Genomic DNA, 12,070 nt, shown 5'->3' on the forward strand with positions numbered 1-12,070 from the left:
TCCCGCCCGTGGGTCGAAACCGCTGATGTCTGCTTCAGAAGAGGCCCGCACATTTTTGATCTCGGTGGCCGCCGAGCTGGCCGGTATGCATGCGCAGACCCTGCGCACCTACGACCGGCTCGGTCTGGTCAGCCCGAGGCGCAGTTCCGGTGGCGGACGGCGGTATTCGGAACGTGACGTGGAGCTGTTGCGTGAGGTGCAGCGGCTGTCCCAGGACGAAGGTGTCAACCTGGCTGGGATCAAGCGGATCATTGAACTGACCAATCAGGTCGAGGCGCTTCAGTCCCGCATCGAGGAGATGGTGGACGAGCTGGAGTCGTTGCGCGCCAACCAACGTCGTGATCTCGCGGTGGTACCGAAGAGCACGGCGCTGGTGGTCTGGAAGCCGCGCCGGTGAACGAGCTTGCGAGTTAACGGCGCACTTTCGCGCCCGTTCGTCGGTTCGGGCACAGTTACTTGAGACGGATAGTGAACCCCGAGACGGCGGGCCGGCCCGGCGCTGCCGTGCAGTAGACACCCGTGCGCAGCGCGTTGGTCGGCGCGGCCATCGGCTCGATGGCGACGAGGTCGTCGTTGGCGGGGGCGAAGATCTGCGCCGCGGGGAATCCGTGGTCGAAGACCATCTCGATGCGGCGGTCACCGCCCGTCAGTGTGAACACCCCACCGTCGGGCACCTGGTCAAAGCCATCATCAAAAGATCTGTCGCCCAAGGTATCCGAGAAGGCCGGCCACTCTTCGACGTCGCCGGTCGGGATGCCGCGGTCGTCGACCGGCAGATGCCGAAGCGGGGGAGTCTGCAGCGTCCACTCCGACCGGCTTACCCCGGGAATGGTCAGGTAGGGGTGAAAGCCGTAACACAGCGGTACCGGTGCGGCTGTCGTCGGTGTGACCGTCGTTTCCACCGTGAGCGCCCGGTCGGCCAGCGTGATGTCGAGGGTGAGCACGTGGGGGAACGGGAAGCTGGCCAACAGGCGCGGCTGGCTCCCGAAGTCCAGGTCGGCCGTCAGCCGGCTCTCGGACTGCTCGGTGACCAGCCATCCAGGGTAGGCGGCGAGCACACCGTGCATCGGCAGGCCGTTCCCGTCGGTGCGAACGCCGCCAACCCCGGGCGTCAGGGTCACCGCCCCGCCGTCGACGTCATACCCGTTGGCACTCAATCGATTAGCCCACGGATACAGGATGGGGATGCCCATCGTCTTGGCGTCGGACAGGTAGGCCTGCAGCCCGCGGCGCTGGCCCAGCAGTTCGACGCCGTCGTCGGACAGTGAGGTGCACAGCATGCCCGCCGACGGCAGGTACGTCGCAGTCAAGGGTGAGGACGGATCGCGCAGAACAACGGACGGCAGCTCGGCCACGGTCGGAGTGTAGCGGTGCGCTACAGGTGCGGTGGGGACAGGACGCCGTCGCGACGGGCCCGCTGCAGGTTGGCCAGGACCCGGTCCAGCAGGGTGGCGTAGGCCGCGCCGCTGTTGAGGATGTCCTCACGGTCCTGATGGCGAAGGTAGGTGTCGAGCCGCCGTTCCAGCGACCAGTCCCCATAGGTGCTACCGGTATAGGGATAGGTGCTACCGGTATAGGGCGAGCACAGGAATTCCCAAGCGATGGTGTCGAGTTCGACCGGACCGGCGTGCGTCACCTCAACCCCTCACTGCAACCCCCTCGCAGATATCGTCCTCCCTGGCGTGACCGATGGGAAGGGGGAAATGTCAGAGGGGATCGTGCTGGATTCGCTCGGGCGGGGCGCCCTTGGCCACCAGCGCGGCATACGTGGCGCGCACCATGGCGGGCCCGCCACAGATCAGAATCTGGCGATCGCCCCAGGCGCCGTACTGGGTGACCACGTCGGGCAGTCGTCCGGTCTGGCGCACGTGCAGTCCGCGAGGTGGCTGAACATCGGGATAGTCGGCCGCCCACGGCGGGTCGCCGGCGTACTCCGACACCGGCGACACGGACAGCCACGGGCTCGAGGAGGCGATCTCCCACAGGGTGCGCAGGTCGTACAGCTCGCACGGGTATCGGGCGCCGAAGAACAAGTGGACGCGGGGGTTCTCGCCGAATCGGCACAGGTCCATGATCAGTGCGCGCAGCGGCGCCAGCCCGGTGCTGCCCGCCACCATCAGCACGTCCCCGCCGCCGCGGTCCACTTCCATCGCACCGTGCGGACTGGCCAGCCGCCACCGGTCGCCGGGCCGGGTCTCGGCTACCACCGAATTGCTGAGCATGCCTCCGGACACCGCGCGGACATGGAACTCGATGAAGCCGTCCGGATCCGAGGGCATGGCCGGGGACAGGAACCGCCACCGACGAGGCCACTGCGGGATCTGGACGTTGACGTACTGCCCCGGGTGGTAGGGCATCGGCCGGTCCAGGCGGAGGCGGACGACGGCGATGTCGCGCGAGACCCGGTGGTGTTCGACGACGGTGCCGTCCCACCAGGCCGGGCCCTCCTCGGCGTCGGCCGCGCCGGCCATGATGCCGGTGATCAGGTTGATCGACTGGATGGCCGCGTCGTCGACCGCGTCGGTCCAGCTGTCGATCAGGTGGCTGCGCAACGTCGAGTACCACGCTTGCCGCATGTCGTCGTATTGCTGTTGGGTCACACCGTATTTGCGGTGATCGCGGCCGAGCTGGGCGAGGAATGCCACCGGGGCCTCGGCCCGCTGGGCCACGAATTCGCCGAACACCCAGTGCATGGCCTGGCCGAACGCCGTGCGCTGGGGGGCCAGCTCCGGCGGGAAGAGGTCACGCACCGACGTGTCCAGAGCGAACCAACGGGTATAGAACCGGCGGAGTAGTTCGTCGGAGTCGGCCTGCGGATCCCCGGAGTTTTCAAAGGCAGCCTGCAGCACCCGAAGCGCGTCACGATCCTCCAGGCCCACGGCCGCGATTTTAGGCGGGTCGTCTACAGGCCGTGAATGCCCTTGTACAGCACCATCAGACCGATGAGGAAGAGGATCGCGGCCACCAGCGTCGCGTGCTGCGCCTCCATCCAGTCCTTCAGCTTGGTCAGCGGCTCGTCCAGTTTCTCGCCGGCTACCAGATAGGCCAGGACCGGTAGTGCCACCGATGACGCGGCGACGGCGGTGAACACCACGTCGGCCGTCCAGGCTCCGGTGGTGCCCAGACCTGCCGAACCGATTGCCAAACCTGCTGCGGCACACATGAACAGGACCTTGGGGTTGACGACCACCAGGACTATCGCGGTGACGAAGGCACGCGGGGGGCCGATGGTGGTCATCTTCGTCAGCCAGCCCGGGGTGTGCTCCGAGCGTTTGCGGGTGAACCACCGATACAGCCCGAACACGACGAGCGCCGCGCCGATCACTATGCGGACGTAGGGCGCCCAGGTCGGCTGTTTGTTGAGTCCGCCGAGTGCGTTGGACACCAGAACAAAGCCCGCCGTGAGGCCGCCGATTCCCAGCACCCAGCCCAGCAGGAACGCCACGCTGGTGGATCGCGGCGCGGGCGTGTGCAGCATGAGGATGCCCGGAATGATCGTCAACGGGGAGAGCGTGATGACGAGCGCCAGGGGGATCAGCTCGGGAAGTTCCGAGCCCAGACTGCTCGTCACAGGTGCCTCCCGGCGATAGTCGGACAACGTGCGGCCTCGGCTGACCGTACTATCTCTGCCCGTGGGCAAGGATGCCGACGAAGAAATGGGTGACGACGGCCGCGACGGCCAACAGCACACCCTGGTCTACGTCTCCGGGGTTGCAGCGATAGCGCTGTTGGCCATGCTGGTGTATGCCGTCATCGACACCTCGGACAGCTCACATCGACCCGAGGGCCCGGTGACGTACGCCCCGGCCACTGAGACCACCACGACCACCACCCGCACGACCACGAGTACCACGGCGACGACATCGCGGGCGATCTCGACCACCGATCTGAACCCGACCTCGGTGCCCCCGCCGTCCCCGAGCGAGACGGCCGGCGAACTGACGGTCCCCTCGGAGACGGATTCCTCCACTCCCGCCACGACGGTCACCTTGACCAACCCGTACGCCACGACGTCGGCACCGAATGCCGGGCATACCTAGGCCACGCGTAGCGCGACTGTGGTCACCATCTAGATGCGCTTGAGCGTCCAGGCCGGCACCCAGTGCGTCACGGCTTTGCGCTTGGGGCCATAGGTGATCTCGTAGGTGACCAGCCCCCACCAGTCGCCCTGCTCGCACAGCCCCCAGCAGGACAGCGTGCCCTTGACGACCTTGTGCATCTGCAGGCCCTGCGGGTGGTAGCGGCCGGTCCGATGCGGCTCGCGCGGAAACAGGACGGTGAGGTCGACCAGTACCGGCAGCGGTGGGGATACCGGTCGCAGCGGCGGCTGCAGCGGCTGACCGTTGTAGCCGATTGACGTCAGCTCACCCACTGATCGATCATACGTTCGAATTATTCACCAAAACAGGTGCCGGAAGGCTCTATCAAAAATTGGGGGGGATCTTCTAAACTTGAGCGGAACAGACTCAACATTGACGGCGTTGTAAACCTCGACAAGTTTTTCTAGACGAAACGGAGGTGTCGTGGATTCTTTCAACCCGACAACCAAGACTCAGGCGGCGCTGACCGCTGCGTTGCAGGCGGCCAGTGCCGCAGGCAATCCGGAGATCAGGCCTGCCCACCTGCTGTTGGCCCTGCTCACGCAGGCCGATGGTATCGCTGCGCCGTTGCTCGAGGCTGTCGGTGTCGATCCGGCCACGATCCGCACCGAAGCGCAACGGCTGGTCGACCGACTGCCGACGAGCAGTGGTGCGACCTCGCAGCCCCAGCTCTCGCGTGAGTCGCTGGCGGCGATCACCGCCGCGCAGCAGCTGGCCACCGAGATGGACGACGAATACGTCTCCACCGAGCACCTGATGGTCGGCTTGGCCACCGGTGACTCCGACACGGCGAAGCTGCTCACCGGCCACGGCGCATCGCCGCAGGCGTTGCGCGACGCATTCGTGAAGGTCCGCGGAAGCGCCCGGGTGACCAGCCCGGATCCCGAGGCCAGTTATCAGGCGCTGGAGAAGTACTCCACCGACTTGACCGCGCGTGCCCGCGAGGGCGAGCTCGACCCGGTCATCGGGCGCGACACGGAGATTCGTCGCGTCATCCAGGTGCTGAGCCGACGTACCAAGAACAACCCCGTGCTCATCGGTGAGCCCGGCGTCGGCAAGACCGCGATCGTCGAGGGCCTGGCCCAGCGGATCGTGGCCGGCGACGTACCGGAGAGCCTGCGCAACAAGACCGTCATCTCACTGGATCTCGGGTCGATGGTCGCCGGTGCCAAGTACCGCGGTGAGTTCGAGGAGCGGCTCAAGGCCGTCCTCGACGACATCAAGAACTCGGCCGGACAGGTCATCACGTTCATCGACGAGCTGCACACCATCGTCGGCGCCGGCGCCACCGGTGAAGGCGCGATGGATGCCGGCAACATGATCAAGCCGATGCTGGCCCGGGGCGAGCTGCGGCTGGTCGGCGCAACCACCCTCGACGAGTACCGCAAGTACATCGAAAAGGATGCTGCCCTGGAGCGTCGCTTCCAGCAGGTCCTCGTCGGCGAGCCCTCGGTGGAGGACACCGTCGGCATCCTGCGTGGCCTCAAGGATCGCTACGAGGTGCACCACGGTGTGCGCATCACCGACTCCGCACTGGTGGCCGCAGCGACGCTGAGCGACCGTTACATCACCAGCCGGTTCCTGCCTGACAAGGCTATCGACCTGGTCGACGAGGCCGCGGCGCGGCTGCGCATGGAAATCGACTCGCGCCCAGTCGAAATCGACGAGGTCGAGCGTGTCGTGCGCCGCCTGGAGATCGAGGAGATGGCGCTGTCCAAGGAAGCGGACGAGGCCTCCAAGGAGCGCCTCGAGAAGCTGCGCTCTGAACTCGCCGATCACAAGGAGAAGCTCGCGGAGCTCACCACGAGATGGCAGAACGAGAAGAATGCCATCGATATCGTCCGCGACTTCAAGGAGCAGCTGGAAACGCTGCGCGGTGAAGCCGACCGGGCCGAGCGTGACGGTGATCTGGCCAAGGCTGCCGAGCTGCGTTACGGCCGCATCCCCGAGGTCGAGAAGAAACTCGACGCGGCGCTGCCGGTGGCTGAGGCGCGCGAGAACGTCATGCTCAAGGAGGAAGTCGGACCCGATGACGTCGCCGACGTGGTGGCGGCATGGACCGGCATCCCCGCCGGCCGGCTGATGGAAGGCGAGACCGCCAAGCTGCTGCGCATGGAGGAGGAGCTGGGCCGCCGCGTCGTCGGCCAGAGGAAGGCCGTCGCCGCCGTCTCCGATGCGGTGCGCCGTTCGCGTGCCGGAGTTGCCGACCCCAACCGGCCGACCGGATCGTTCCTGTTCCTCGGCCCCACCGGTGTTGGTAAGACCGAGCTGGCAAAAGCATTGGCGGACTTCCTGTTCGACGACGAGCGCGCGATGACGCGCATCGATATGAGCGAGTACGGTGAGAAGCATTCGGTGGCCCGCCTTGTGGGCGCGCCTCCGGGCTACATCGGGTACGACCAAGGGGGTCAGCTCACCGAAGCGGTACGTCGCCGGCCCTACACGGTGGTGCTGTTCGACGAGGTGGAGAAGGCTCACCCCGATGTGTTCGACGTGCTGTTGCAGGTCCTCGACGAGGGCCGGCTGACCGACGGCCAGGGCCGCACGGTCGACTTCCGCAACACCATCCTCATCCTGACCTCGAACCTGGGTTCGGGCGGAACCGAGGAGCAGGTGATGGCGGCGGTTCGTGCGGCGTTCAAACCCGAGTTCATCAACCGGCTCGACGATGTGCTGATCTTCGACGGCCTCGACCCGTCGGAACTTGTGCAGATCGTTGACATCCAGTTGGCGCAGCTGCAGAAGCGGCTTGCCCAGCGCCGGCTCGCCCTCGAAGTGTCGCTGCCCGCCAAGAAATGGCTTGCCGACCGCGGCTTCGATCCCGTTTACGGCGCGCGGCCGCTGCGGCGGCTGGTGCAGCACGCTATCGGCGACCAGCTGGCCAAGCTGCTGCTGGCCGGTGAAGTGCACGACGGTGACGTGGTGCCGGTGAATGTCTCCCCGGACGGCGAATCGCTGATCCTGGGATGAGCGCTTGCGCGAAGACCGTCAGGCTGGGATGAGCGCTTGCGCGAAGACCGTCAGGCCGTTCTGATCCGGAACGCAAGGGCCCCCGCACAATTCGTGCGGGGGCCTTTTGCGTTCAGTCGTCGGGCAGGCCCATCGCGGCGAGCGCACCGGCGACCGTCGCCTCCCGCAACCGCCGACGGGGGCTGTCGGGGAACTGCAGGCAGACGTCCTGCAGTCCGCCGAATGCGATAACGCCTCGGGTTGACTGTTCGAGCGTCGGGCGCGGCCCGAACACCAACCTGCACAACCGTTCCCGCCAAGCGAGGAGTTTGTCGATCAGCCCCAGATCGGCGAGGGTGGTCAGTTCGGTGACCACGAGCACCAGGTCGGCGCGGTGGCGGTAGTGGAAGTCGAAGTAGCCTTCGAGCAGTTCGCGCGCGGTCGCCGGATCGGTGGCGCGGCGATCTTCCTGTTCGGCCACGAAGCGCTCACCTTCGTCGATGAGCGGCTGCAGGATGCTGCGGACGAGGTCCTCGCGGGACTTGAAGTGGTAGTAGAGCGCGGGTTTGGTGATGCCGAGCTGGTCGGCGATGTCCTGCAGGCTGGTGCGCTGGACGCCCTTCTGGCTGAACAGTTCGCGGGCGACATCCTGAATCCGTTGACGAGTATCGGATGCGGGCCTGCTCACGTAGCCACCCTAGCTGACCGATCGGTAGGTAAGCTCCGAGCGGTATGCTTACCGATCGTTAAGTAAGTGGGAGGCTCTCCGTGCGTGTTCTCGTCTCGGGCGCCAGCATCGCCGGACCCGTGCTGGCCTATTGGCTAACCCGGCGCGGGTTTGATGTCACGGTCGTCGAACGGGCTCCCGCACTGCGCAAAACGGGTGGTCATGCCGTCGATCTGTTCCGCCCGGCGATGAACATCTCCGAGCAGATGGGGGTGATCGACCGGGTCCAGAGTCGCGCCACCGGCACCACCCGGCTGATACTGCAGCGCACCGGTGGGCGGCGGCCGGTGGACGTCGATTACGTAAAACTGGCTTCGATCATGTCGGACCGGCACGTCGAGATCATGCGCGACGATCTCAGTCAGATCTACTACGACGCCGGCCGCGACCATATCGAGTACCTCTTCGACGACCAGATCACCGCGATATCTGACGACGGCACGGTGGAATTCGCGCGGACCAGTTCGCGCCAGTACGACGTGATCGTCGGCGCCGACGGCCTGCATTCGGGAGTCCGGCAACTGGTGTTCGGCCCCGACGCCGGGCACAGCCGCTTCCTCGGCGGCTACCTGGCCGTCCTGTCGGTGCCGAAAAGCTTTGCCCGCGATGGTGAATCGACGAACTTCGTGGATGCCCGCCGGTGGGCGATGACCTACACGGCCGATCATCTCGACGACGCCCGCGCGGTGTTCCTGTTCCGCCCCGAGGAACCGCTGGACTACCACCATCGTGACGATGCCAGGCAACGGCAGCTGCTGCGAGCCGCGTTCACTGGGCTGAATCCGGTCGTCGACAGCTGGCTGGCCGAACTCGACGGCCCGGGCACGTTCTATTTCGACTCGATCACCCAACTGGAGCTGACCAGCTGGTCACGCGGGCGGGTCACCCTTGTCGGCGACGCGGGCTACTGCCCAGGGCCCGCGGTCGGAGGCAGTACCAGCCTGGCAGTGCTGGGCGCCTACGTGCTGGCCGGTGAACTCCAACGGGCCGGCGGCGACCACATCGCGGCCTTCGCCGCCTACGAGCGGGTGATGGCGGACCCGGTGCGGCACAGCCGCGCGTTCGCCCGCACGGTGGCCAAAACCCTGGTACCTCGATCTGAGCTGGGAGTCTGGGCGCTGGTCGCCACCGGCCGCACACTCTCGGCGCTACCTGCCGGATTGACCAGGGCCATCGCCCGGCTCAACAACAAGGGCATTCGGTTGTACGACGCCATGCGATATCCCGACTACCCGGTCGGCGCCTCTGCTATTGATTGATGGTGCCGACCACCGAACCCGTTATCACCGCTGTTGCGGGACAGCCGAACCTGCTACTCGGGGCCTACGACCTGGCGACCCTGGACTATCGCGCCGACGAGTACTTCGTCGCGGGCACCGCCACGTCGTACGCGCCGGAGGCGACCGCCGAGTACACCACCCGGATCGTCGTCCTGCGACCGATTGACGAGGCGGCGTGGAACGGAACGGCCATCGTCGAATGGCTCAATGTCAGCGGCGGTATCGACGCTCCTGCTGTCTGGTTCATGGCTCACCGGGAGATCGCCCGGGCCGGTTACGCCTACGTGGTCGTCTCCGCCCAGCGCGTCGGGGTTGAAGGCGGCCCCAGCCTGGCCGGCGGCATGTCCCTGAAAGATCAGAATCCACAACGGTATTCAGAACTGAATCATCCCGGCGACAACTTCGCGTTCGACATCTTCACCCAGGTCGGCCGCGCCGTGCGCGACGGGGTGATCGACGGACTCACCCCGGAATTCGTGCTGGCCGCGGGCGAATCGCAATCGGCGACCTTCCTGACCACCTACGTCAACGACGTCGACCCGGCCGCCGCGGTCTACGACGGGTTCCTGATCCACTCCCGGTTCGGGTCGGCCGCACCGCTGGACGGGACGTCACTGCTCGACGAAACAGGTGCGTTCCACACCGTGGCGGTGCCGTTCCGCGATGACCTGCGGGTGCCGGTGCTCACCGTGATCACCGAGACCGACGTGCTCGGCGCGCGCCTGCTCGGCTACGTCCATGCCCGCCGACCCGACACCGAACACTTACGCGTGTGGGAGATTCCCGGCTCGGCACACGCCGACAACTACACGATCAAAGTCGGTTTCATCGACAACGGAGCCGCGCCGCTCGATCAGATCGTGGCGGCCTATGCGCCCACCAATGACCTGATGGGCCAGCAGCTGCCGCACTTCATCAACTTCGCGCCCCAGCATCACTACGTGCTGCAAGCCGCTATCGCCGGGCTGCACGACTGGGTGCGCACCGGGCGGCCCGCACCCAGCGCGCCAGGCATCGACACGACCGACGCTGACCCGCCGGCGATAGTCGTCGACGCCAACGGTCTGGCCACCGGCGGCGTCCGCACGCCGTGGGTGGACGTCCCGACGGCCCAGACATCGGGGGCCAGCGCCGACGAGAACGTGCTGCTGGCGATCTTCGGCTCAGGCGAGCCTTTCGACGCCGCGGCCCTGGCCACGCTGTATCCCGGCGGGCAGGCTGACTATCTGCAGCGGTTCACCACCGCGCTGGACCAGGCGATTGCCGCCGGCTTCGTGCTGGCCGCCGACCGCGCCGAAATCCTCGAACTCGCGGCGGCCACCTTCCCGACTGCCGATTAGCGGTTGCCCAGCTCGAACTCCCGGGTCTGCGCCCCGGAGTCGATGACCGCCTGGAGCAGCTGACGGGCGACCGGTTGGGCCAAGGTCTCCCGAAACAGCTGGTCCTCGATGCGCAAACCGGTCGTCATATCCACGCCGGGATCCAATGCGATGTCCACCGCGCGTTTGGCTGCCGCGATCGCCATCGGTGAGTGCGACGCGATGCGCTTGGCCAGCCGGTCGACAAACCGCCGCAGCCGCTCGGGCGGCAACGCCCGGTCGACATATCCCCACGCCTCGGCCGTCGCGGCATCGACGTCCATGCCACCGAGAATCGTCTCCAGCGTCCGTCCCCGGCTGATCAGCCGGGGCAGCCGCTGAGTGCCTCCACCCCCGGGGATGATGCCCACCGCGACCTCGGGATGCCCTAGGACGGTTGCGCCCAGCGCCGCGTAGCGCATATCGAACGCCATCGCGAACTCGCAGCCCCCGCCCCGGCAGACGCCCTCGATGACCGCGATCGTGGGCTTCGGCAGGGTTGCGACCAGCTCCGTCGTCGCGTGGAACAGGGACAGCTCCTCATGCAGGCCCAGGTCGTCGGCCGGCAAGTCGAGGATCAGGCCCACATCGGCATGGGCGATGAAGATCTCCGGGTCCGCGGAATCGACGACGAGCACCCGTACCTGTTCGTCGGCCGCGATCTCCCTCACGAGCCGGCCGATCTCGGTGAGCAGCGGTACATCCAGCAGATTGATCGGCGGATTGTCGAGCGTCGCACGGCAGATACCGTGATCGACGGTGATCCGAATCAGCCGGTAATCGTCGTAAGCCATGGCCCGGAGGCTATGTGATGTGCTTGTGACCTGCTGGGGTTCTCGCTTCAGGCCGCTGAGCAGATACGCTACGTGTAATGGTTCCGTTCTGGTTCACGCTGTCCGCGCTCTGCTTCGTGGGTGCGGCGGTGCTGTTGTACGTCGACGTCGGCCGTCGACGTGGTTTGGGCCGCCGCCGTAAGTCCTGGGCGCGGTCGCACGGGTTCGACTTCGAGCCCGAGTCCACGGACATCATCGACCGCTGGAAGCGCGGCGTGATGTCCACCGTTGGCGATGTCACCGCCCGCAACGTGGTGCTCGGTCAGATCCGCGGCGAGGCGGTGTACATCTTCGACCTCGAGGATGTGGCCACCGTGATCGCCCTGCACCGCAAGGTCGGCACCAACGTGGTGATGGATCTGCGGCTCAAGGGCATCGCCGAGCCGCGGGAGAGCGACATCTGGCTGCTGGGCGCCATCGGTCCGCGGATGGTCTACTCGACCAACCTCGACGCCGCCCGCCGGGCATGTGATCGCCGGATGGTGACGTTCGCCCACACCGCGCCGGACTGCGCCGAAATCATGTGGAACGAACAGAACTGGACGCTGGTGTCCATGCCGATCTCCTCGACCCGGGCGCAGTGGGACGAGGGCCTGCGTACTGTGCGGCAGTTCAACGACCTGCTGCGAGTGCTGCCGCCGATTCAGCAGCCGGCGCTGACCCAGTCCGCTGGGCGGCGCAACGCCTCCCCGGGTCGTCCCCTGGCGCCCGCCGGCCGTCGCGAACTGCCGCCGGGACGCACGGAGGTTCCGCCGCCGCTGCGCCCGCAGCAGCCGCGAAACGGCACACAGACTCCCAACTACCAGCGCTGAGCCGATAGGGT

The 12,070-nt window shown here is 66.7% G+C and carries 13 protein-coding genes; 6 read left to right on the plus strand and 7 right to left on the minus strand.

The annotated features are described in order from the left end of the window. The first annotated feature begins 25 nt into the window (after positions 1-25). Complete coding sequence (locus tag CG716_RS14425; protein ID WP_094480976.1) at positions 26-397, plus strand: heat shock protein transcriptional repressor HspR; 372 nt, start codon at positions 26-28, stop codon at positions 395-397. Between the two features lie 55 nt (positions 398-452). On the opposite strand, the gene CG716_RS14430 is transcribed toward CG716_RS14425, so the two are convergent. The 4 genes from CG716_RS14430 to CG716_RS14445 form a co-directional block, all read right to left on the minus strand. Further along, on the minus strand, positions 453-1,355 hold the full coding sequence (locus CG716_RS14430) for an aldose 1-epimerase (protein ID WP_094480689.1): 903 nt from the start codon (positions 1,353-1,355) through the stop codon (positions 453-455). A 20-nt stretch (positions 1,356-1,375) separates the two neighbouring features. Further along, positions 1,376-1,636: a hypothetical protein gene (locus CG716_RS14435; RefSeq protein WP_094480691.1), complete on the minus strand. Its 261-nt coding sequence runs from the start codon at positions 1,634-1,636 to the stop codon at positions 1,376-1,378. Between the two features lie 70 nt (positions 1,637-1,706). After that, positions 1,707-2,879 carry an FAD-binding oxidoreductase gene (locus CG716_RS14440; protein ID WP_094480693.1) on the minus strand — a complete coding sequence of 391 codons (1,173 nt, stop codon included), beginning with the start codon at positions 2,877-2,879 and terminating at the stop codon, positions 1,707-1,709. Between the two features lie 23 nt (positions 2,880-2,902). Beyond that, positions 2,903-3,571 (minus strand): GAP family protein, encoded by a 669-nt coding sequence (locus CG716_RS14445; RefSeq protein ID WP_094480695.1) that lies wholly within the window; start codon positions 3,569-3,571, stop codon positions 2,903-2,905. A gap of 61 nt (positions 3,572-3,632) precedes the next feature. Here CG716_RS14445 and CG716_RS14450 point away from each other — a divergent pair, with 61 nt between their 5' ends. Beyond that, the gene (locus tag CG716_RS14450) at positions 3,633-4,040 is read left to right on the plus strand and encodes a hypothetical protein (protein ID WP_094480697.1); all 408 of its coding nucleotides are present in this window, start codon (positions 3,633-3,635) and stop codon (positions 4,038-4,040) included. Between the two features lie 29 nt (positions 4,041-4,069). On the opposite strand, the gene CG716_RS14455 is transcribed toward CG716_RS14450, so the two are convergent. Then, positions 4,070-4,372 carry a hypothetical protein gene (locus tag CG716_RS14455; RefSeq protein ID WP_094480699.1) on the minus strand — a complete coding sequence of 101 codons (303 nt, stop codon included), beginning with the start codon at positions 4,370-4,372 and terminating at the stop codon, positions 4,070-4,072. A 151-nt stretch (positions 4,373-4,523) separates the two neighbouring features. On the opposite strand from CG716_RS14455, the gene clpB reads away from it, so the two are divergent. Continuing rightward, positions 4,524-7,070 carry an ATP-dependent chaperone ClpB gene (clpB, locus tag CG716_RS14460; RefSeq protein ID WP_094480701.1) on the plus strand — a complete coding sequence of 849 codons (2,547 nt, stop codon included), beginning with the start codon at positions 4,524-4,526 and terminating at the stop codon, positions 7,068-7,070. A gap of 112 nt (positions 7,071-7,182) precedes the next feature. On the opposite strand, the gene CG716_RS14465 is transcribed toward clpB, so the two are convergent. Then, complete coding sequence (locus CG716_RS14465) at positions 7,183-7,737, minus strand: TetR/AcrR family transcriptional regulator (RefSeq protein ID WP_094480703.1); 555 nt, start codon at positions 7,735-7,737, stop codon at positions 7,183-7,185. An 80-nt stretch (positions 7,738-7,817) separates the two neighbouring features. Here CG716_RS14465 and CG716_RS14470 point away from each other — a divergent pair, with 80 nt between their 5' ends. After that, a complete protein-coding gene (locus CG716_RS14470) occupies positions 7,818-9,035 on the plus strand; it encodes an FAD-dependent monooxygenase (protein WP_094480705.1) in 1,218 nt (405 codons plus the stop codon). Beyond that, entirely contained in the window at positions 9,035-10,396 is a 1,362-nt protein-coding gene (locus tag CG716_RS14475; protein WP_094480707.1) for an alpha/beta hydrolase domain-containing protein, read from the plus strand. Before CG716_RS14470 ends, CG716_RS14475 begins: the two co-directional genes overlap by 1 nt. Here the strand turns inward: CG716_RS14475 and CG716_RS14480 are convergent. Then, positions 10,393-11,208 (minus strand): enoyl-CoA hydratase/isomerase family protein, encoded by an 816-nt coding sequence (locus CG716_RS14480; RefSeq protein WP_094480709.1) that lies wholly within the window; start codon positions 11,206-11,208, stop codon positions 10,393-10,395. The genes CG716_RS14475 and CG716_RS14480 overlap by 4 nt on opposite strands. Before the next feature lie 77 nt (positions 11,209-11,285). Between CG716_RS14480 and ttfA the strand changes: the two genes are divergently transcribed. After that, positions 11,286-12,059 (plus strand): trehalose monomycolate transport factor TtfA, encoded by a 774-nt coding sequence (gene ttfA / locus CG716_RS14485; protein WP_094480711.1) that lies wholly within the window; start codon positions 11,286-11,288, stop codon positions 12,057-12,059. Positions 12,060-12,070: the final 11 nt, after the last annotated feature.

It is taken from the genome of Mycolicibacterium sphagni, assembly GCF_002250655.1.
Classification (GTDB): Bacteria; Actinomycetota; Actinomycetes; order Mycobacteriales; family Mycobacteriaceae; genus Mycobacterium; species Mycobacterium sphagni.

Excerpts from the sequence above, each read along its gene's own strand:
- CG716_RS14425 (WP_094480976.1), top strand. The coding sequence starts at position 26 with ATGTCTGCTTCAGAAGAGGCCCGCACATTTTTGATCTCGGTGGCCGCC.
- CG716_RS14475 (WP_094480707.1), top strand. The coding sequence starts at position 9,035 with ATGGTGCCGACCACCGAACCCGTTATCACCGCTGTTGCGGGACAGCCG.
- CG716_RS14480 (WP_094480709.1), bottom strand. The coding sequence starts at position 11,208 with ATGGCTTACGACGATTACCGGCTGATTCGGATCACCGTCGATCACGGT.
- ttfA (WP_094480711.1), top strand. The coding sequence starts at position 11,286 with ATGGTTCCGTTCTGGTTCACGCTGTCCGCGCTCTGCTTCGTGGGTGCG.